Source organism: Kitasatospora sp. GP82 (assembly GCF_029892105.1).
Taxonomy (GTDB): Bacteria; Actinomycetota; Actinomycetes; order Streptomycetales; family Streptomycetaceae; genus Kitasatospora.
Map to the genome: position 1 here is coordinate 1 of NZ_JARZAJ010000035.1, position 21,423 is coordinate 21,423.

Consider the following 21,423-nt stretch of genomic DNA (forward strand, 5'->3'; position numbering starts at 1 on the left):
CATCAGCCTCGACGCCCGCCGCCGGGACAGCGCCAAAAGCGCCCTCATCACCCTCGTCGAACACGCCCTCCTCGCCCGCCTGCGATAACGGCCGCCGAAGGCGCAAACAGGGGCGCGGGGCTCTGTTTGATTAACTGCGTGCGCGGCCAACCATGCACGGTGGTGAGTGGCTGGTCGCGCACGCAGTTGATCGGGCAGAGCCCCGCGCCCCTTGGGCGCTGACCGGTGAGCGCTCAGTTCTCGGCTGGGTCGAGTCCCGCGCGGAGCAGGCCGTAGGTGTACGCGTCCTCAAGTGCCCGCCAGGACGCGGCGATCACGTTGTCGGCGACACCGACCGTGGACCAGGTCGAGGTGGCGTCACCGGACTCGATCAGCACCCTGGTCTTCGAGCCGGTGCCGTGCTGCCCCTCCAGGATGCGGACCTTGTAGTCCACAAGCTCCATCCGGGCGAGCTCGGGGTAGATGTGCTCAAGTGCCGTACGCAGCGCCTTGTCCAGCGCGTCGACCGGGCCGTTGCCCTCGCCGGTGGCGATCCGGCGCTCGCCCTTGGCCCAGAGCTTGACGGTGGCCTCGTTGCCCGCCTTCCCGTCCGGCAGCTGCTCGCTGATGGTGCGCCAGGACTCCAGGGTGAAGAAGCGCTCACGGCGGCCCTTCACCTCGTCGCGGAGCAGCAGTTCGAAGGAGGCGTCGGCGGCCTCGTAGGTGTAGCCGAGGTTCTCCTGCTCCTTGACCTTGGCGACCACCCGGCCGACCAGGTCGCGGTCGGCGGAGAGGTCGTAGCCGAGCTCCTTGCCCTTGAGCTCGACGGACGCCCGGCCCGCCATGTCGGAGACCAGCATCCGCATGGTGTTGCCGACCAGTTCGGGGTCGATGTGCTGGTACAGGTCCGGGTCGACCTTGATCGCGGAGGCGTGCAGTCCGGCCTTGTGGGCGAAGGCGGAGAAGCCGACATAGGGCTGGTGGGTGGAGGGGGTGAGGTTGACGACCTCGGCGATGGCGTGCGAGATCCGGGTCATCTCGGCCAGTCGGCCCTCGGGCAGGACGCGCAGGCCGTACTTGAGTTCCAGTGCGCCGACGACCGGGAACAGGTTGGCGTTGCCGACCCGCTCGCCGTAGCCGTTGGCGGTGCACTGGACGTGGGTGGCACCGGCGTCCACGGCGGCCAGGGTGTTGGCGACGGCGCAACCGGTGTCGTCCTGGGCGTGGATGCCGAGCCGCGCGCCGGTCTCCCGGAGCACATCGGCGACGATCTCGCGGACGCCTGCGGGCAGCATGCCGCCGTTGGTGTCGCAGAGCACGACCACGTCGGCCCCGGCCTGGTGCGCGGTGCGGACGACGGCGAGGGCGTACTCGCGGTTGGCCCGGTAGCCGTCGAAGAAGTGCTCGCAGTCGATGAAGACCAGGCGGTCCTGGGAGCGCAGGTACTCGACGCTGTCCCTGACCATCTCCAGGTTCTCGTCCAGGGTGGTGCGCAGCGCCAGTTCGACGTGGCGGTCGTGGGCCTTGGCGACCAGAGTGACCACGGGGGCACCGGACTTGACCAGAGCGGCCAGCTGCGGGTCCTCGGCGGCCTTGCCGCCGGCCCGGCGGGTGGCTCCGAAGGCGACCAGCCTGGCGTTCCTGAGGTCGAGTTCGGCGGCGGCGCGGGCGAAGAACTCGGTGTCGCGCGGGTTGGCACCCGGCCAGCCGCCCTCGATGAAGCCGACACCGAACTCGTCCAGGTGCCGGGCGATGGCCAGCTTGTCGGCGACGGTGAGGTTGATGCCCTCGCGCTGGGCACCGTCGCGCAGCGTGGTGTCGAAGACGTGGAAGCTGTCGTTGGGGCGGCTACTGGCCTCGGTCATGACCCTGCGTTCTCCGTTTCCGGGAGTACTTCTGTCGTTTTGCCGGATTCTCCGGCTCCACTGTCCACCATCCCGCGCGCCACCGGTGTCGCAGAGCCCCTCGTGAGGGCCCCGGCCGGTCCGGGAAACAAAAAGACCCCTCGCGGGATGCGAGAGGTCTGCGCGCGGGCCTGGCAGTCACATGGCGCCCAGGGGGCGACACGGTAATCGCTCCACGCAGAGGGGTTACTGCGGAGCGGTCACTGCGGACCGGCGCGCCTGCTGCCAATAATCAGCGAGAGCGAGGACACTCCTGGAGTCTTGCACACCATCCGGGATCCGGCCCACGCGTCTCGCGATGCGAAACGCCTCAGATCAGCCGGTCGGCCGCCAGGTCGAAGTCGAACGGCTTCGGCAGCGGAAGCGGATCGCCGGCCAGTCCCCGGGTGGTACTGCGGTAGTCGCCGTGCTGGGGGTCGCTGTGCAGGGTGACCTTGTTCTCCTGGCGATCCACCAGCAGATGGAGCGGGATCCCGGTCAGGGGTCATCCACGACGGCTGCCCGTCGAATGCCCCCTCCTCCGCGAAGGTACCGTCCGGGATGTACCGGCCCCCTGGCACGATCAGGCCCTTGTTCCCGGCGAAGGTGATGTCCGCCGCACACCGGCGGAAGACCCGCCGGACAGTGCGGCCGATCGCGGCTGCCCACGCCGGGCGTCCCGCCGGGGCGGGACGCCCGGTCGCGCATCAGACGATCTTGTGCAGCCAGCCGTGGGTGTCCGGGGTCTGGCCGCCCTGGAGGGAGAGCAGGGTCTTGCGCAGCTCCATGGTGACCGGTCCCGGCTCGCCCTTGCCGACGGTCCAGTCGGCACGGGCGGACTTGACCGAGCCGACGGGGGTGATGACCGCGGCGGTGCCGCAGGCGAAGACCTCGGTGAGGGTGCCGTCGGCGTTGCCCTGCTTCCACTCGTCGGTGGAGATACGGCGCTCCTCGACGGCGTAGCCGAGGTCGGCGGCCATCCTCAGCAGTGAGTCGCGGGTGATGCCGGGGAGCAGCGCGCCGGAGAGCTCGGGGGTGACGATCTTCGCGTCCTTGCCCTCGCCGAAGACGAAGTAGAGGTTCATGCCGCCCATCTCCTCGATCCACCGGTGCTCGGCGGCGTCGAGCCAGACGACCTGGTCGCAGCCCTTCTCGGCGGCCTGGGCCTGGGCGACCAGCGAGGCGGCGTAGTTGCCGGCGCACTTGGCCGCACCGGTACCACCGGGCGCGGCGCGGACGTACTCCTCGGAGAGCCAGACCGAGACGGGCTTGACGCCGCCGGGGAAGTAGGCGCCGGCCGGCGAGGCGATGATCATGAACAGGTACTCGTTGGCCGGGCGGACGCCCAGGCCGACCTCGGTGGCGAACATGAACGGCCGCAGGTAGAGGCTCTGCTCGGGCTCGCTGGGCACCCACTCCTGGTCCTGCTGGACCAGCAGCTCGACGGCCTCGACGAAGGTCTCGACGGGCAGCTCGGGCATCGCCAGGCGGCGGGCGGAGGCCTGGAAGCGCTCGGCGTTGGCCGTCGGGCGGAAGGTGGCGATGGAACCGTCGGGCTGCCGGTACGCCTTGAGGCCCTCGAAGATCGACTGGCCGTAGTGCAGCGTCATGTTGGCCGGGTCGATCTCCAGCGGCGCGTACGGCGTCAGCTGGGCGTCGTGCCAGCCGCGGCCCTCGGTCCAGCGGATGGTGACCATGTGGTCGGTGAAGACGCGGCCGAAACCGGGACTGGCCAGCCGGGCCTGCCGCTCCGCATCGGACAGCGGGTGCGCGGAGGGCTTGAGCTCGAACGTGATTGGCGCCTGGGTGGGCGTACTCATGTCTGTCTGTCCTTCACCGTGGGGTTGGTCCGGGCCCCGCCACCGATGTTCGAACACATGACGGCACGGCCCACTGTCGATACTCGCATCCAGAGGGCCGTGCCGAACAGCTGGCAAGCTGCTTCGATATGTGCCGGCCCGTCAGCCGGATACTCGGGCGACGAGCGCGTCGCCGACCTGGGAGGTGGTCCGGGTGCCGCTGCGCTCGGCCAGGTCGGCGGCGACCGCGGCCTCGACCTTGGCGGCCTCCGCGGTGAAGCCGAGGTGCTCCAGCAGCATGGCGACCGACAGCACGGTGGCGGTCGGGTCGGCCTTGCCCTGGCCGGCGATGTCGGGTGCGGAGCCGTGCACCGGCTCGAACATCGACGGGAACTCGCCACTGGGGTTGATGTTGCCGCTCGCGGCCAGGCCGATGCCACCGGTGATGGCGGCGGCCAGGTCGGTGAGGATGTCGCCGAAGAGGTTGTCGGTGACGATGACGTCGAAGCGCTCGGGCTGGGTGACGAAGTAGATCGTCGCCGCGTCGACGTGCAGGTAGTCGGCGGTGACCTCGGGGAACTCCTGGCCGACCTGCTGGAAGATCCGGGTCCACAGGTGGCCGGCGTGGACCAGCACGTTGTTCTTGTGCACCAGGGTGAGCTTCTTGCGCGGGCGGGCGGCGGCCCGGCGGTACGCGTCGCGCACGACCCGCTCGATGCCGTAGGCGGTGTTGAGGCTGACCTCGGTGGCCACCTCGTGCTCGGTGCCGGTGCGCAGGGTGCCGCCGTTGCCGACGTACGGGCCCTCGGTGCCCTCTCGGACGACCACGAAGTCGATCTCGGGCCGACCCGCCAGCGGGCCCTGGACGCCCGGGAAGAGCTTGCCGGGGCGCAGGTTGATGTGGTGGTCGAAGGCGAACCGCAGCTTCAGCAGCAGGCCGCGCTCCAGCACACCGGAGGGGACGGAGGGGTCGCCGATGGCACCGAGCAGGATGGCGTCGTGGGTCTTCAGCTCCGCCAGGACGCTGTCCGGCAGGGTCTCGCCGGTTCGGTGGTAGAGCCGGGAACCAAGGTCGTACTCGGTGGCCTCTACCTTGACGTCGGCCGGAAGGGCGGCGGTCAGTACCTTGAGACCCTCGGCCACCACTTCCTGGCCGATGCCGTCACCGGGGATCACTGCGAGACGAAGGCTGCGAGACATGCCACGGACACTACTCCGCGTCCCAGCTCGTGACACCCCGGTGTCCACTATTCGGACGAAGCGTGATAGGCACGCAGTTTCGAACGAAGCGGGCGCAACCGGTAATATCCGTCGAGAGTTCATGGTTTCTTCACGGGGGATCAACGAATGGCCAACCCCATCAGCAGGCGCCGCGCGCTGTGGCTGACCGGCGGAATCGTGGCACTGCCCGCAGCCGGGTACGGCTTGTGGGAAGCCGTCCGCCCCGTCTCGTCCGCGACCGGCAGCACCCAGGCGCCACCGGAAACGGTCCAGGCCACCGGTATCGCCGGGAGCTCGGACAAGATGTCCTTCGTCCATGTGATCGCACACCCGGACGACAACCTGTACTTCATGAATCCGGACCTCGACCAGTCCGTCGCCACCGGCGCCGCCTGCGTCACGGTCTGCCTCACCGACGGCGAGTCGGACGGCCGCAATGTGCTGTACAGCGAGGCGGGCCGCAAGCACGTCCCCTCCGACCGCGCGGACTACACCAGGGCGAGGATCAACGGGCTGGCCGCCTCCTACGCCGTGATGGCCACCGGCGACGAGAAGAGCCCCTGGGACATCCAGCTGGTCAGCTACCACCAGGGGCTGGCCGTGGAGCAGCACACGCTGCGGGCCGCGCCCCATGTGCAGCTGATATTCCCGGGGATCGTGGAGGCCCGCGCGGTGAGCATCCCGCGCAAGGACAGCCTGCGCGGCCTGTGGCTGGGCGAGGAGCAGCGGATATCCACCCTGCCGCCCGCCCGCAGCAAGCTCCCCGCCGGTGCGACGTACACCCGTGACCAGGTCATAGACACGCTGGTGGCCGTTCTCGACCACTACCGCCCCACCGTGGTGCGCACCCTCGACCCCAACCCGGACCACGCCACGAAGGCTCCGCCCAAGGGTCAGGGCCTGCTCTACTTCGACCACCAGGACCACACCTACTCCGCCTACTTCACCCAGGCGGCGCTCGCCAAGCACTGGGGCGACGGCAAGGCCAGGCCGGCCACGGTGGAGAGCTACCTCGGCTACGTCAACGCCGAGCTGCCGCCCAACCTCGACCAGCCGACCGTGGAGCGCAAGGCGAAGCTGATCGACACCTACGGCTGGGCCGACAACCGCAACTGCGGCGACCCCGCCGGCTGCGGCGACCGCAAGGTCGGCGGGGGCGCGATGCGCAACGGCTGGGCGCAGAGCACCCGCTACCGCGCCCCCGGCAGCGGCCAGTGGCTCCAGCAGACCTCGGACGGCAGGCTCGCGGCCTTCGCCCTGCTGAACGGCGCCGCCGCGTGCTGGGTCGAGGACGCCAAGGGCTGGCACGGCCCGCAGAAGATCGCGGGCGACGGCCTGGAGGGCCAGCTGCAGGTGATCCGCCAGTCCGACGGCCGACTGCGGCTGTTCGGCGTGCGCACGGTGCTCGGCTTCACGGAGAACGACCACCGCAGGGAGATCGTCAGCTGCCTCCAGAACCCGGGTGCCCCCGGCGCGCCGCTGACCTTCGGCGCCTGGCAGAGCCTCGGCGCACCGGACGGCAATGACGCGGTGAAGTCGATGGAGTTCGGCTACCCGGTCGCGCTGGCCCTCCCGGGCGGCGGCATCCAGATCTTCGCCCGTACCTTCGACGGCACCGTCGCCGTACGCACGCTGGAGGGCGGCTGGAACGCCCTGCCGCTCCCGCCCGGGGTCGGCAAGGGAGTCCTGGACGGTCTCGGCGCGGTGCTCGACGCGAGCGGCCTGACCCAGGTGTTCGCCGGTGGCAAGAGCGTCGCGCAGTGGTGCTCCGACACCCCCGGCGGGCCGCTGCGCCCGGCCGCGCCGACCGGGCTGCCCACCCCGTCCGGGCCGATCAGCGCCCTGCTCACCAAGGACGGCGCGCTGCGGCTGTACTACCGCGAGCCCAAGTCGGCCAAGGTGCTGACCGCCGAACGCCAGCCCGGCGCCGACAGCTGGAAGATCACCGCCGAGTCCACCCCGCCGGGCGGCTTCGGCCGGGTCTCGGCCACCGCGGACACCCTGGCCGTCCGGGATGCCAAGGGCCGGGTGGCCCTCAGCACGGGCAACGACTGGCAGCACGCCGGGCCGCTGCTCGCCCACACCCCCTCGGTCGCCACCGACAGGGACGGCCTTACCGTGGCCGTAGCCCTCGGCTGCGACGGTCTGCTCTACGCGGCCCGCCGCGCGGCCGGCGACGGGCCCTTCGGCGCATGGACCGGTGTGTCCTGAGACCCTCCGGCAATCGGGGGTCCTAGGGCCCGGGTCCGCCGACCCCGAGCCACATATGCTCAGCCAGATCGAGACGACCCGCACCAGGTAGGAGCAGCACCCCGTGAGCCGGACCAGCGCAGTCGCCAGACGTCTACGAAGTCCCGAACTCGGGGCGTCCGGGCTGGCAGCAGCCCTCTCGATGGGCGCCTACTGCGTGGCGATGGCGGTCCACGGGACGTACCCGTTCGGCTCCCGCTCGCGTGCGGTGAACGACCTGGCCAACCAGTTCGTGCCGTACCACGCCCACCTGTGGGACCTCCAGCACGGCAACACCACCGGTGACCTGGTCTTCAACTGGAACAGCGGCTACGGCGCGCCGTTCCTGGCGGACTTCTTCACCTACCTGATGAATCCGTTCTCCTGGCTGGTCGGGCTCTTCCCGCGCAGCGCGGTGAACTTCCCGGTCTTCCTGGTCACCCTGCTCAGCATCGGCCTGGGCGCCGCCGTCATGACGTACTTCCTGGGCCGCCTGCGTCCCGGCTCGCCGTGGCTGCGCTCGCTGCTCGGCGTCGGGTACGGGGTCTGCGCCTGGGTGCTCAACGACGGCTCCCCCGACCCGATGTGGATGTGGGGTCTGGTCTCGCTGCCGCTGGTCGGCATCGCCTGCGACTGGTGCCTGCGCGAGCGCCGCTGGGTGCTCGGTACTTTCTTCGTGGCGATCGCCTGGGCGGGCAACTTCTACACCGGCGCGATGGCGACCATCGGCGCGGGTCTGGTGCTGCTGGTGCGGGTGGTACTGGCCGAGGAGCGGCCGCTGAAGGCCCGGCTGTGGGTGCTCGGCCGGGCCGCGAGCATGGTCGTGACCGGGGTCCTGCTGGCCGCGCCGATCATGTTCGTCAGCCTCAAGGCCAGCAAGTCCTCCCAGCCCGCGCCGCTGGCCAAGTACGACGGTGCGCCCGGTCTCACCGACTACCTGGCCCAGCTGCTGCCCGGCGGCCGCTCCGGCCTCACGATGCCGAACATCTTCATCGGCATGCTCGGCCTGCTCCTGGTCGCCTCGCTGCCCTTCAACCGGCGGGTGGCCGTCCGCGAGCGGGTGGCCTGGTACGTCCTGCTCGCCCTGGTCGCGGTCAGCTTCGTCTGGGAGCCGACCATCCTGCTCTGGCACGGCCTGGCCGTCCCCAACGGCAGCCCCTACCGGGCCGCCTTCATCCTCAGCGGTCTGCTGACGATGGCCGCCTGGGTCTCGCTCTCCCGCCGCCCCGACCTCTTCGCGCTGCTCGGCGGCACCGGTCTGGTCGCGCTGGTCGTCCTGGTCGGCCACGGCCGCAGCTCGGTCCACCCGACCACCTGGGTGCTGGTCGGCGCGGGCGGCTCGGTCACCTTCGCGGCGCTCTGGGCGCTGGAGCGGTGGCACGACAACCGCCGGGCCCGGCAGGCCGTCGGCGCGATCCTCGCCTGCAGTGTGTTCGCCGGAACGGCCATGGCGGCCCTCTCGGCCACGGTGATCCGCGACAGGCTCCCGTTCTTCACCCCCAAGACCACCATGAGCGCGTCGATCCTGGCCTCGTACGACGAGGTCCGCAAGGCCGACGACTGGCCCACCTCCCGCACCGACCCGGGCCCGCGCGAGACCGCCTCCAACGACCCGATGCTGATCGGCGGCGAGGGCGGCTCGTACTACAGCAGCTACATCCCCGCCACCACCGCCGAGCTGCTGCACGACCTCGGCGCCGGCTGGTACATCCAGGGCCGGCACACCCTCAGCCCGGTGGACCCGGTCGGCCGGGCGCTGTTCGGCATCACCACCTACCTGGAGGGCAGCTCGGGGCGGAACGGCTTCACGGTCAAGAAGGCCGCCGCCGCACCGCTGGTCACCGTGCACCCGCCGATCAGGCCGGACGCCGGCTCGGTCTGGTCCCGCCAGGAGTCCCTGCTGGGCGCCAAGGTGTACGACGTCCCGCAGCTGACCCCGAGCACCGGGCCCAAGCCCACCCTGCACGGCACCAGCGGCTGGTCCGTCCCGGCCACGCCCACGGGCAGCCCCTGGACCACCTTCACCGGGAGCTGCACCCCCGGCAGCACCGCCTTCTTCTACGGACCCTGGTTCGGCGGCACCGTGATGGGCCTGGGCACCAAGTACGAGAGCGCCGGCCGCCAGCCGATGACCGCCATGCCGATCCGCGAGCTCGGCACCGTCGGCGCCGACGGCAAGGTCCAGGTGCAGCTGCGTGCCTCGGCCGCCGCGCAGGTCCCGGCCCAGCCGGTCGGCTGCCTCGACAAGGCCGCGTTCACCGAGGCGCTCGGCAAGCTCAAGGGCGCCACCGAGGTCAGCTCGGGCGGGCACACCCTGACCGCCGAACTGCCCAAGGACTCGACCGGTACCGCACTGATCTCGGTGCCCGCCGTCACCGGCTGGCAGTGCTCGGTGGACGGCGGTGCGCAGCGCCCCGTGCAGTCCGTGCTGGGCATGATCGGAGTGCCGCTCGGCAAGGGCGCCTCGCGGATCTCCTGCACCTACAGCACTCCCGGCCTGACCGCCGGACTGGCGGTCGGCGCGGTCGGTCTGGCCGTGCTGCTGGGAGTCGCCGTGACCACTAGGCTGCGGCGCAGGGCCGGTACGGATGCGTCCTCAACGCCGGTACCATCTACATGATTATCGGGACTTACGTGGTCGTGCGATCAGCCGCCGTGTGTGCCCACTACCGGAGGTGAGCTCGTGCGACTGTCCATCGTGGTGCCCTGCTACAACGAAGAGGATGTGATCGACCTCTTCGACAAGTCGATCCGCGCCAGCTTGGACGAACTGCCCATCGACTACGAGCTCTGCTACGTGGACGACGGCAGCCGGGACCGCACGCTGGAACACCTGCGCAAGCTGGCGGCCGAGAGCCCGGCCAACACCCGGTACGTGTCCTTCAGCCGCAACTTCGGCAAGGAGGCCGGCATGCTCGCCGGCCTCCGCGAGGCCACCGGCGACGCCGTGGTGCTGATGGACGCCGATCTCCAGCACCCGCCGGAGCTGATCGAGCAGATGCTGGAGCTCTACGACCGCGGCCACGACCAGGTGATCGCCCGCCGCACCCGCGAGGGCGACAAGCGCGTGCGCAGCGCCGTCAGCCGGCTCTACTACCGGCTGATAAACAAGTGGGTGGACGTCGAGATCAAGGACGGCGTCGGCGACTTCCGGCTGCTCTCCCGCAGGGCCGTGGACGCGCTGCTGTCGCTGCCGGAGTACAACCGCTTCTCCAAGGGCCTGTTCTCCTGGATCGGCTTCGACACCGTCACCTTCGACTACAAGAACGTGGCCCGCGAGGCCGGCGAGACCAAGTGGCGGTTCGGCGCCCTGCTGAACTACGGCATGGACGGCCTGATCTCCTTCAACAACCGTCCGCTGCGGATCGCCATCTACCTCGGCCTCGTCCTGGTCGGCCTCGCCGCGCTCTACGCCGCCTGGATCACCGGCGTGGCCCTGGTGGACGGTATCGACTCGCCCGGTTACGTCACCCTGATCGTCGCCATCGTCGGCCTCGGCGGCCTGCAGATGGTGATGCTCGGACTGATCGGTGAGTACATCGGCCGGATCTACTACGAGACCAAGCGCCGGCCGCACTTCCTGGTCAAGGAGACCAACGCGCCGCGCGCCACCTTCCGGGCCGAGGGCTACCGGGGGGCCGCGGAGGACGAGCAGTGAAGCCGCAGTTCTGGCAGCTCGTCAGGTTCGGTCTGGTCGGCGTCGCCAACACGGCGAGCTTCTACCTGATCTACCTGGCGCTGCATCCCTTCCTGCCGTACTTCGCGGCCTTCACCATCGCCTTCCTGCTCAGCATGGTCGGGTCGTTCTTCATGAACACCTACTTCACCTACCGGACCAGGCCGACCTGGAAGAAGTTCCTGCTCTTCCCGCTGCCCAACATCAGCAACTACCTGGTGCAGAGCTTCGGGGTGGTCGCCCTGGTCCAGTGGCTGAAGCTGGACAGCAGGATCGCGCCACTGGTGGCTTCGGTGGTCGCGATCCCGATCACCTTCGTGCTGTCGAAGATCATCCTGACCGGGCGGGCCGGCGAGCCCGCTCCGGCCCCGGCCCGGGCGGAGCGGTCCGGCTCAGCGGAGATCGACGAGCTGGCCCCGGTTCCCGTCCCGGTTGAAGTGGTGGACAAGTAGCAGCCTGGCGGCGCCGCCTGCCGTGCGGCGCACGTCCAGCACCCCGCCCGGCTGCTCCTGGGCGATGATCGCGGCCGGGCCGCCGAGCCCGCCGCGCACGTCCAGGGCCGGGTGCAGGACGTCGATGGCCAGGGTCGGCCGTTCGCCCTCCATGCCGATCGAGGAGAGGGCGTCCAGCGCGCTGGGCAGCCCGCCGAGGGCGTGGTCCGTCCACAGCCCGTACCGGATCGTCGTGGCTCCCGGCCTGAGCCGTGGCAGGGCGGCCAGCCGGACGGGGAGGACGACCGTGTCACTGTCCAGCAGACCGGTGTCGCTCTCGCCCCAACGGGCGTTCAGCGGCTGGACGTCCAGCTCCTCCCCGGTCCTCGCGTCCAGGGTGCGGGCCACCAGGACATCGCTGCCGCGCATCCGGTCGGCGACCACGATCGCATCGGCCGTGCCGTCCCCGTCGGTGTCCAGCGCTGCCCTCAGGGCGAAGGTGCCCACCGGGGTGGCCGCCGGGGCCCAGAGGGTGGCGGCCAGGTAGAGGGTGCCGTGCTCCAGCGGGTCACCGCTGACGGCCGGGGCGTCACTGGCAGCGCCGCCGTACTTCAGGTCGGCGGCGCGATCGGCGGCACGGGTGACACAGGGCACCTCGTCCCGGTGGTCCTGACCGCCCTCGCTCGCCTTGGCGTCCTGGTGCAGGGCGTCCTCGGCACCGACCGGGCAGTCGGGCCAGCGAACACCCTCGCCGCCGAACGCGAAGGCGCTGACCGGGGCACCGCCTTCGGTGGGCGCGCCGGTGCCGATCAGGGTGACCAGGGACCTGGACTGCGAGAGGCGCACCTGCGGCCCGGCGGACAGCTCGGAGGCCGGGCGCGGTGCGGCGAACAGCGGTACCCGCAGGGAGGGCTCCCTCGCATCGGCCGGTGTCAGCAGCAGTCGGCCGGAGAGCTCGCCGCGGTAGCTGCGGGCCCTGCCCGCCTGGACCAGGTCGATGGTCGGGTCCGGGGCGCGGCCGATCGACCCCGGGACACGCAGGCTGACGGTGACCCGGGCCGTCCCCGAGGCCGGGACGGTGACCCGATCAGGTGTCAACTCGAAGCTCGCACCGGGGACTTCGGTGGACGACTGGTAACCGGTGGTGTAATCGAGCGGCTGCGCCGAGAAGTTGCGGATCTCCACCTCGCGGCCGAGCGCCGTCGGGCCGGTGACGGGCACCTCGCCGAAGGAGACGCCGACCGCACCGTCCAGTGCCCCCTCCCCTGCCGCGTAGGCCACGGCGGGCGTCCGCACGGCGCGGTCCACCGCCACCCGCCCGGCGCCGGTGCGCTCGGGCCCGTACACCGGGCCGGTGCGGCCGTCACCGAGCCAGGTGTCGCCCGCGGTGTTCATCAGGGCGGCCTTGACCTCGGCCGCCGTCCAGTCGGGGTGGGCCGAGCGGACCAGGGCGGCCAGTCCCGCGATGTGCGGGGTGGCCATCGAGGTGCCGTCCTCGCGCAGACCGCCGCCGCCGCTGCCCGCCCTGGCCGACCAGATGGTCTCGCCGGGCGCGGCGATGTCCGGCTTCACCACACCGGGCAGGCCGATACCGCGCGAGGTGAACGACGCCAGGGTGTCGGTGCGCTGCGGCTGGTCCTGGGCGACCGCACCGTGCAACGGGTTTCCCCTGGTGGCCAGTTGGACCGCGACCCGGCCCGCTCGCGTGGCCTGGAGCAGCCGCTCTCCGTCCTCCTTCGCCAGGATCGCGACGGGGATCCTGTCGCTGCCGGCGAGTTCGCCCAGGTGGTCGCTGTCGGCGGCGAACAGCGCGCCGATCGCCCCGGCCGCAGCCGCGTTGTCCGCCCTGGGCCCGGAGCCGCAGGCCCGGTCCGGATCCTTGGTGCGCCAGGCGAGCACGGCGACCTTGCCCCGCAACCGCTGGGCATCGGCCGCACCGAAGGACGCACAGCCGTCCGACTGGTCTGCGGGCAGGGCGAGTTCGCCACTGACCTCCTGGCTGGACCAGCCGAGGTACTTGGCGCTCCAGTGCGCCGGGACCAGCCCGGCCAGCGCCTGCGGGGAGAGCACCCGGATACCGTCCGCGTCGGCGTGCGGATCGACCGAGGCTGCCACCGAGATCGCGCGCGGGGCGGTGCCCGGGCTGCCGCCGATGCCGTACACATCGCCCTCGTTCCCGGCGGCGGCGACCACCACCGTGCCGAGTTCGGCCAGGCGGTCGGCGGCGATGGCGTCGGCGTCGTCCGGGTTTCCGAAGCGGCTGCCGAGGGAGAGGTTGACCACGTCCAGGCGGTCCGTCAGATCGCCGTCGCCGTCGGGGTCGGCGGCAAGGTCGAGGGCCTGGGTGAGCTGGTCGGTGGAGCCCTCGCAGCCGAAGACCCGGATCGCGAACAGCTTGGCACCGGGGGCCGCGCCGGGGGCGACCTTGAAGCCGGCCGGATCGAGGCCCGGGCGGTACGGGCCGGTGTAGGTCCGTCCCGCCGAGGTGACGCCGAGGCCCGCGACCGTACCGGCGACATGGGTGCCATGGCCGTTGGCGATGCAGTCGATCGGGTTGTCGTCGGGGTGCGGGACGGGCTGCGGGTGCTCGGAGGCGGGATCGGGGTCGTAGTCGTCGCCGACCAGGTCACGGCCGCCGACCACCTTGGCATTGGGGAAGAGCCCGGTGGGGGCGGGCTTCGCACCGTCCACCGAGCGGAACGCCTGCTCGGTGCCGGGGCCGCCGAAGTCCGCGTGCGTGTAGTCGATCCCGGAGTCGATGATGCCGACCCGCACCCCCTCCCCGGTGTTGCCGGGCAGCGAGGCGGTGCCCGCCCAGACGGCCGGAGCGCCGATGAGCGGGACGGAGTAGCCGTTGGAGCGCTGCTTGAGCGCGATCGGGTGGACGGCCCGGACGCCCGGCAGGGCCCGCAGCGCGGGCAGTTGGGCCGGCGTGGCGGTCACGGCGATACCGGTGAGCAGGGTGTGCGTCCGGTACAGCTCCCGGGCGCCGGGGGCCGCCCGGTGGAGGGCGGTGCCCAGTTGGTCGAGTGACCGCTCGGCGCGGCGGCGCTGCCCCGCCCCGGCCTCGGCGGCCGCCCGGCGGACGGCGTCCGGCGAGCGGCTGGCCCGCCGCGCCTCGGTGGCGGCTCGCTGCCAGGCGCTGGCGGCGGGCTCGGTGTCGAGCTCGAGCAGGACGCGCTGCGGGGGCTCGGCCCGGCTGCCGAGCGGGCCGCGCTCGGCCGCCGCGCCGACCGGTGGCGGGGCGGCGAGAGCGGCGCAGCCCACCAGGACGGCGAGGGCCGCACCGAGTCTGGTCAGCCCGGCTCTCAGCGGGCCCCGGGCGGGCGGGTAGCGGCGGGAAGCTGGTTGGGTTCGCACAGATCCGTCTCCCCCGGCAGGGGTGGACAGATCTCGCTGCCGCCCGCGCCGTGCGGACGTCGATCACCCCTCCGGAGGACCCAAATTAGGATCATCGCGTTGGCAGGGGCGAGCAAACTCCTTCGTTCGGGCGAGGAGTGCACTCCTGTGAGTGACCAGCCGTCAGGCTTTCGGCTCAACGGCCGCGCCGGGCCCCGGCTCAGTCCTCGTGGCCGGTGACGCCGCCGTTGTCGCGCCGGTCGAGGGCACGCTGGAGCGCGACCCAGGCGTGCGGGTCGGGCTCCGCGCGGCGACGGCGGCGCGGGGTGCGGACGGGGGAGGTCGGGGTGGCGTGACGCTCTGCGGTGGGGGGCATACCGGGCTCCTTGGGGCACGTGCACAGCAGGGCTGTGCACCACGGGGGTTCAGGAGGTGGGGTACGCCGGTCAGGGATCGCCTGCCGATGTGCGTACGGCGCACACGGGCCACGCCCCTGCTTGTCAGGGGTGGCTCACCGTATGGCCCTTTCACGGTACGACGCCGAAGGGGCGCTGTCTGCTCGAATAGTTGGATTTCCTAGTATCTGAGACGAGGTTCACCCGGGACGCGCAAAAGGGGCCGGGACCAGTGCGGTCCCGGCCCCTTGGGCAGCTGGCGGACGGTCAGTCGTCCAGCACCATGGCCTCGGCGCAGGCCGCGATGGTGAGGATCAGCGCGTCGTCCTGGCCGGGGACGATGGTGACGCCGTAGTGCTCGCTCAGCAGCGACCACTTGCGGGCGATGTGCGCGACCTCCTGCTCGCCGTAGGTGATGGCGTACTGGTGGTCGGTGATGTTGCCGGTGACGTGCAGCTCGGCGCCGTTCTCGAAGGTCACGGTGAACTTGTAGACCAGCGGTGAGAAGAGGGCCTTCTTGACGGTGGCGATCCGCTGCTCACCCCGCTGGATGTAGCGGATGTCGCGGAGCGTCATGATCTTCTCGGAGATCCGGTACAGCTCGTTGCCGTTCACGTCCTGGAGGGCGATGGCACCGCTGAAGCTGAACATCTTCTCGTCGACCTGGAAGACGCGCTCGCCACCGCGCTTGATCCAGAAGTCGTGGGTGGGCGAGAAGAACTTCTCGTCGATCTCGTAGGTCACGCCGTTCTGCACCGGCTCGTGACCGTCCAGCAGACGCTGGCTCAGGCCCTGCAGGAAGTTGTCGTGCTGCTCCCCGTGGCCCTGCTGCTGCGCATTGCCGAGCAGCTGCTGCGCAACTCCGAGCAGGCTGCCGAAACCGTCACTCATGCGGGATTCCCCTTTTGGTCGTGCGATCGTTCGACATGACTGTAGAGGTCGCCGCCCAAGGACCGACAGCCCTCCCCGGGCTCTGTTGCACAATCAGCACAACAGGTGGGAGGGGCTGTCGGGAGGAACCCGCCGAGGCGGTGTCGGCCGAGGCGGTGTCAGCCGAGGTTGACCGAACGGGCGAACTGTGCGCCGATCGCGGCGGAGATCTCGGCCAGCACCTCCTGGGACACCTCGGTGTCCACGGTGATCGAGGCCAGCGCGCCGCCGCCGTCCCGGGCGACCTGCATACCCGCGATGTTGATACCGGCATCGCCGAGGATCCGGCCGAGGGTGCCGACCACACCGGGGCGGTCCTCGTACTTGAAGAAGGCCATGTGGTCGGTGAGCGCCACATCCACGTCGAAGGCGTCCACGCCGACGATCTTCTGGATCTGCTTGGGGCCGGAGAGCGTGCCGGAGATGGCGATCTCGCTGCCGTCGGCCAGGGTGCCGCGGACGGTGATCACATTGCGGTGCTCGGGGCTCTCGCTGGACGTGGTCAGGCGGACCTCGACGCCGCGCTCCTGGGCGAACAGCGGGGCGTTGACGTACGACACCGTCTCGGCCACGACATCCTCGAACACGCCCTTGAGTGCGGAGAGTTCGAGCACCTTCACATCGTGCTGGGTGATCTCGCCGCGCACCTCGACATCGAGGCGGACGGCCACCTCGCCGGCCAGCGCCGTGAAGATCCGGCCGAGCTTCTCGGCCAGCGGCAGACCCGGGCGGACGTCCTCGGCGATCACGCCGCCCTGGACGTTGACCGCGTCCGGCACCAGTTCGCCGGCCAGCGCGAGGCGGACCGACCTGGCGACGGCGATACCGGCCTTCTCCTGCGCCTCGTCGGTGGAGGCACCCAGGTGCGGGGTGGCAACCACGTTGTCGAAGGCGAACAGCGGCGAGTCGGTGCACGGCTCCTTGGTGTAGACGTCCAGGCCCGCACCGGCGACCCGGCCGTCGCGCAGCGCGCTGACCAGCGCGGCCTCGTCCACGATGCCACCGCGCGCGGCGTTGACGATACGCACGGTCGGCTTGACCTTGTGCAGCGCCTCGTCGCCGATCAGGCCGAGGGTCTCCGGGGTCTTGGGCAGGTGGACGGTGATGAAGTCCGAGACCTGGAGCAGCTCTTCGAGGGTGACCAGCTTGACGCCCATCTGGGCGGCGCGGGCGGCCTGGATGTAGGGGTCGTACGCGACGATCTTCATGCCGAAGGCGGACATCCGCTGGGCGACCAGCACGCCGATCCGGCCGAGGCCGACGACTCCGAGCACCTTCTCGGAGAGCTCGACACCGGTGTACTTGTTGCGCTTCCACTCGCCCTGCTTGAGCGCGGCGTTGGCCGGCGCGATGTTGCGGGCGACGGAGATCAGCAGGCCGCAGGCGAGTTCGGCGGCGGTGACGATGTTGGAGGTCGGCGCGTTGACGACCATCACACCGGCCTTGGTGGCGGCGGAGACGTCCACGTTGTCCAGGCCGACACCGGCGCGGGCGACGACCTTGAGCTTCTTGGCGGCGGCCAGGGCCTCGGCGTCCACCTTGGTGGCACTGCGGATCAGGATGGCGTCCACGTCCGCGATCGCGGTCAGCAGCTCGGTTCGGTCCGCACCGTTGCAGTGGCGGATCTCGAAGTCGGGGCCCAGCGCGTCGACGGTGGCGGGGGACAGCTCTTCGGCAATCAGTACGACAGCGTTTTTGGGTGTCACAGTGCTCACGACAGTGTTTGTCCTTAACTGTCCGGTTCACCCCGGCACGTAGGTGGCGTGCCCAGTCAGGGGGAAGGTGGCATGCCGCGTAGTTAGACGCACGACGCTGTGGGCCTGACGCGCACTCGGAAGTGTATCGACGGGCGGAGGGCCGGGCTGCTCCCGTCCGGCGAAATCACCCGGACGGGAACAGCCTCGTTGTACAAGGCCGGTCAACAGGCCTCAGAGGGAGGTCACGCCTCCTCGTCGACCCAGCTCATCAGCTTGCGCAGCTTCTTGCCGGTGGTCTCCAGCAGGTGCTCCGAGTCGGCGTTCTTGTACTCGTTGTACTTCGGCAGACCGGCCTTGTACTCGGCGATCCAGGTGTTGGCGAAGGTGCCGTCCTGGATCTCGGCGAGGACCTTCTTCATCTCGGCCTTGGTGGCGTCGGTGATGATGCGGGGGCCGGTGATGTAGTCGCCCCACTCGGCGGTCTCGGAGACCGACCAGCGCATCTTCTCCAGGCCACCCTCGTACATCAGGTCGACGATGAGCTTCAGCTCGTGCAGGCACTCGAAGTAGGCGATCTCCGGCTGGTAGCCGGCCTCGGTCAGGGTCTCGAAGCCGGCCTTGACCAGGGCGGCGGTGCCACCGCAGAGGACGGCCTGCTCACCGAACAGGTCGGTCTCGGTCTCCTCCTTGAAGGTGGTCTTGATGACGCCGGCCTTGGTGCCGCCGATGCCCTTGGCGTACGACAGGGCCAGGGCGAAGCCGCCACCGGTGGCGTCCTGCTCGACGGCCACGATGCACGGAACGCCGCGGCCCTCCTCGTACTGACGGCGGACCAGGTGGCCCGGGCCCTTCGGCGCGACCATGCAGACGTCGACATCGGCCGGGGGCTTGATGAAGCCGAAGCGGATGTTCAGGCCGTGGCCGAAGAACAGGGCGTCGCCCGCCTTCAGGTTCGGCTCGATGGACTCCTTGTAGACGTCGGCCTGGATCGGGTCCGGCACCAGGATCATGATGACGTCGGCCTCGGCCGCGGCCTCGGCCGGGCTGACCACGCGCAGACCGGCCTCCTCGGCCGCCGCACGGGACTTGGAGCCCTCCTTCAGGCCGACCCGAACGTCCACGCCCGAGTCGCGCAGGGACAGCGCGTGGGCATGGCCCTGGCTGCCGTAGCCGATGACCGCGACCTTGCGGCTCTGGATGATGGACAGGTCGGCGTCGTCTTCGTAGAACAGCTCGGCCACGGGGGCACATCTCCTTGCGTGATGGTGATGCCGGGTCCTGCCTACGGTAGTTGGACCCGGCGAGGGTGTGGGGCAGTACTTCAGAGGGTGAGACACCTGCTCCTACGCGGAGCGGTCGAGGGCGCGCAGCGAGCGGTCGGTGATCGAACGGGCACCGCGCCCGACCGCCACCAGACCGGACTGCACAAGTTCCTTGATGCCGTACGGCTCCAGCATCTTGAGCATCGCCTCCAGCTTGTCGGAGCTGCCGGTGGCCTCGATGGTCACCGCGTCCGGCGAGACGTCGACCGTCTTGGCCCGGAACAGCTGCACGATCTCGACGACCTGCGAGCGGGTCTCGGCGTCCGCACGGACCTTGACCAGGACCAGCTCGCGCTGGACGGCCTGGGCCTGGTCCAGCTCGACGATCTTTATCACGTTGACCAGCTTGTTCAGCTGCTTGGTGACCTGCTCCAGCGGGAGGTCCTCGACGTTGACCACGATGGTCATCCGGGAGATGTCCGGATGCTCGGTCGGGCCGACGGCGAGGGAGTCGATGTTGAAGCCCCGACGGGAGAACAGGGCGGCGATGCGGGCGAGCACGCCGGGCTTGTTCTCGACCAGGACGGAGAGGGTGTGCTTGGACATGGTGGTCATGAGCTCTCTATCGGATGGTCGGGACTCAGTCGAGGTCGTCGCCGAAGTCGGGACGGACGCCCCGGGCGAACAGGATCTCGTCATTGCTGGTGCCGGCCGCGACCATCGGCCAGACCATGGCGTCCTGGTGGACGATGAAGTCGATGACCACCGGGCGGTCGTTGATCTCCATCGCCTGCTTGATCACCGCGTCCAGGTCCTCGGGGCGCTCGCAGCGCAGACCGACGCAGCCCATCGCCTCGGCGAGCAGGACGAAGTCCGGGATCCGGGTGCCCTGGGCGGGCGGCTCGATGCCGTCGTGCTCAGGACCCGAGTGCAGCACGGTGTGGGAGTAGCGCTGGTTGTAGAACAGGGTCTGCCACTGGCGGACCATGCCCAGCGAGCCGTTGTTGATGACGGCGACCTTGATCGGGAGGTTGTTCAGCGCGCAGGTGACCAGCTCCTGGTTGGTCATCTGGAAGCAGCCGTCGCCGTCGATCGCCCAGACCACGGTGTCCGGCTTGCCCGCCTTGGCGCCCATCGCGGCCGGGACGGCGTAGCCCATGGTGCCCGCGCCGCCGGAGTTGAGCCAGGTGGCGGGCTTCTCGTAGTTGATGAACTGCGAGGCCCACATCTGGTGCTGGCCGACGCCCGCGGCGTAGATGGCCTCCGGGCCGACGATCTGGCCGATCCGCTCGATCACCTGCTGGGGGGCGAGCTCCCCGGCGGGGGCGCTCTCGTAGCCGAGCGGGTAGGTCTTCTTCCACTCGTTGAGCTTGACCCACCAGTCGCTGTAGTCGCCCTTGTGCCCGGCGTCGAACTCCGCCTGGATCGCGACGATCAGGTCCGCGAGGACCTCGCGGGCGTCGCCGACGATCGGCACGTCCGCCGGGCGGTTCTTGCCGATCTCGGCCGGGTCGATGTCGGCGTGCACGATCTTGGCGGACGGGGCGAAGCTGTCCAGCTTGCCGGTGACGCGGTCGTCGAAGCGGGCGCCCAGGGTGAAGAGCAGGTCGGCCTTCTGCAGCGCGGTGACCGCCGGGACACTGCCGTGCATACCGGGCATGCCCAGGTGCTGCGGGTGGCTGTCCGGGAAGACGCCGATCGCCATCAGGGTGGTGACCACGGGCGCGCCGGTCAGCTCGGCGAGGATCCGCAGCTCGGCGCTGGCCTGCGCCTTGTGCACGCCGCCGCCGACGTAGAGGACCGGCTTCTTGGCGCCGACCAGCAGCTTCGCGGCCTCGCGGATCTGCTTGGCGTGCGGCTTGGTGACCGGCCGGTAGCCGGGCAGCGAGGTCTCCACCGGCCAGCGGAAGGTGGTGGTGGCCTGCAGGGCGTCCTTGGCGATGTCGACCAGGACGGGGCCCGGGCGTCCGGTGGCGGCGATGTGGAAGGCCTCGGCGATCACCCGGGGGATCTCGGCCGGGTCGGTGACCAGGAAGTTGTGCTTGGTGATCGGCATGGTGATGCCGCAGATGTCCGCCTCCTGGAAGGCGTCGGTGCCGATCGCCTTGGAGGAGACCTGGCCGGTGATCGCGACCATCGCCACCGAGTCCATGTAGGCGTCGGCGATCGGGGTGACCAGATTGGTCGCGCCCGGGCCCGAAGTCGCCATACAGACACCGACCTTGCCGGTGGCCTGCGCGTAGCCGGTGGCGGCGTGGCCGGCGCCCTGCTCGTGGCGGACCAGGATGTGGCGCACCTTGCTGGAGTCCATCAGCGGGTCGTACGCGGGAAGGATGGCGCCGCCCGGGATGCCGAAGACGGTGTCCGCGCCTACGGCCTCCAGCGAACGGATGAGCGACTGCGCGCCGGTCATCGTCTCGACGACGTTATTGGGCCCCGGAGCATGGGCGGCCGGGTTGTCCCCGCGGCGGGGGGATGCGGCGTGCTCAGTCATCTGCCTGTCTCTTCTCGGGTTCTGTCGGCCCCGGTAGTCGAGGGACCTACCGTGCTGGTGGGCCGTCTCCGGCTCTGCCTCAATCGTC

At 70.5% G+C, this 21,423-nt stretch carries 15 protein-coding genes and 1 pseudogene; 5 read left to right on the top strand and 11 right to left on the bottom strand.

From position 1 onward, the window contains the following. Positions 1 to 88: pseudogene (locus P3T39_RS28070) on the top strand (ATP-binding protein); the annotation flags it as partial. A gap of 145 nt (positions 89 to 233) precedes the next feature. Here the strand turns inward: P3T39_RS28070 and cimA are convergent. The 4 genes from cimA to P3T39_RS28090 all read right to left on the bottom strand — a co-directional run bounded on the left by cimA (position 234) and on the right by P3T39_RS28090 (position 4,861). Further along, positions 234 to 1,844: a citramalate synthase gene (gene cimA / locus P3T39_RS28075; protein ID WP_280701846.1), complete on the bottom strand. Its 1,611-nt coding sequence runs from the start codon at positions 1,842 to 1,844 to the stop codon at positions 234 to 236. A 349-nt stretch (positions 1,845 to 2,193) separates the two neighbouring features. Then, positions 2,194 to 2,337 (bottom strand): hypothetical protein, encoded by a 144-nt coding sequence (locus P3T39_RS28080; protein ID WP_280701848.1) that lies wholly within the window; start codon positions 2,335 to 2,337, stop codon positions 2,194 to 2,196. Positions 2,338 to 2,569: 232 nt separating this feature from the next. Continuing rightward, complete coding sequence (locus P3T39_RS28085; protein ID WP_280701849.1) at positions 2,570 to 3,682, bottom strand: branched-chain amino acid aminotransferase; 1,113 nt, start codon at positions 3,680 to 3,682, stop codon at positions 2,570 to 2,572. A gap of 141 nt (positions 3,683 to 3,823) precedes the next feature. Then, positions 3,824 to 4,861, bottom strand: a complete 1,038-nt coding sequence (locus P3T39_RS28090) for a 3-isopropylmalate dehydrogenase (RefSeq protein WP_280701851.1) — start codon at positions 4,859 to 4,861, stop codon at positions 3,824 to 3,826. Between the two features lie 147 nt (positions 4,862 to 5,008). Between P3T39_RS28090 and P3T39_RS28095 the strand changes: the two genes are divergently transcribed. The 4 genes from P3T39_RS28095 (at position 5,009) to P3T39_RS28110 (ending at position 11,239) form a co-directional block, all read left to right on the top strand. Continuing rightward, positions 5,009 to 7,093 carry a PIG-L family deacetylase gene (locus P3T39_RS28095; protein WP_280701853.1) on the top strand — a complete coding sequence of 695 codons (2,085 nt, stop codon included), beginning with the start codon at positions 5,009 to 5,011 and terminating at the stop codon, positions 7,091 to 7,093. Positions 7,094 to 7,196: 103 nt separating this feature from the next. After that, the gene (locus P3T39_RS28100; protein WP_280701855.1) at positions 7,197 to 9,731 is read left to right on the top strand and encodes a YfhO family protein; all 2,535 of its coding nucleotides are present in this window, start codon (positions 7,197 to 7,199) and stop codon (positions 9,729 to 9,731) included. Between the two features lie 63 nt (positions 9,732 to 9,794). Further along, the gene (locus tag P3T39_RS28105; protein ID WP_280701857.1) at positions 9,795 to 10,769 is read left to right on the top strand and encodes a glycosyltransferase family 2 protein; all 975 of its coding nucleotides are present in this window, start codon (positions 9,795 to 9,797) and stop codon (positions 10,767 to 10,769) included. Further along, positions 10,766 to 11,239, top strand: coding sequence for a GtrA family protein (locus P3T39_RS28110; RefSeq protein ID WP_280701858.1), 474 nt, complete (start codon positions 10,766 to 10,768; stop codon positions 11,237 to 11,239). Before P3T39_RS28105 ends, P3T39_RS28110 begins: the two co-directional genes overlap by 4 nt. Here P3T39_RS28110 and P3T39_RS28115 read toward each other — a convergent pair. The 7 genes from P3T39_RS28115 to P3T39_RS28145 form a co-directional block, all read right to left on the bottom strand. After that, positions 11,180 to 14,578 (bottom strand): S8 family serine peptidase, encoded by a 3,399-nt coding sequence (locus P3T39_RS28115; protein WP_280701860.1) that lies wholly within the window; start codon positions 14,576 to 14,578, stop codon positions 11,180 to 11,182. The two genes, P3T39_RS28110 and P3T39_RS28115, sit on opposite strands and share 60 nt — an antisense overlap. Before the next feature lie 199 nt (positions 14,579 to 14,777). After that, a complete protein-coding gene (locus P3T39_RS28120; protein WP_280701862.1) occupies positions 14,778 to 14,933 on the bottom strand; it encodes a hypothetical protein in 156 nt (51 codons plus the stop codon). A 286-nt stretch (positions 14,934 to 15,219) separates the two neighbouring features. Further along, positions 15,220 to 15,843, bottom strand: coding sequence for an LURP-one-related family protein (locus tag P3T39_RS28125; RefSeq protein WP_280701863.1), 624 nt, complete (start codon positions 15,841 to 15,843; stop codon positions 15,220 to 15,222). Between the two features lie 158 nt (positions 15,844 to 16,001). Continuing rightward, on the bottom strand, positions 16,002 to 17,588 hold the full coding sequence (serA, locus tag P3T39_RS28130; RefSeq protein ID WP_280701933.1) for a phosphoglycerate dehydrogenase: 1,587 nt from the start codon (positions 17,586 to 17,588) through the stop codon (positions 16,002 to 16,004). 233 nt (positions 17,589 to 17,821) lie between these two features. After that, a complete protein-coding gene (gene ilvC / locus P3T39_RS28135; protein WP_280701865.1) occupies positions 17,822 to 18,820 on the bottom strand; it encodes a ketol-acid reductoisomerase in 999 nt (332 codons plus the stop codon). 102 nt (positions 18,821 to 18,922) lie between these two features. Continuing rightward, positions 18,923 to 19,447 carry an acetolactate synthase small subunit gene (gene ilvN, locus P3T39_RS28140; RefSeq protein ID WP_280701935.1) on the bottom strand — a complete coding sequence of 175 codons (525 nt, stop codon included), beginning with the start codon at positions 19,445 to 19,447 and terminating at the stop codon, positions 18,923 to 18,925. A gap of 34 nt (positions 19,448 to 19,481) precedes the next feature. Further along, positions 19,482 to 21,335 carry an acetolactate synthase large subunit gene (locus P3T39_RS28145; RefSeq protein ID WP_280701867.1) on the bottom strand — a complete coding sequence of 618 codons (1,854 nt, stop codon included), beginning with the start codon at positions 21,333 to 21,335 and terminating at the stop codon, positions 19,482 to 19,484. Positions 21,336 to 21,423: the final 88 nt, after the last annotated feature.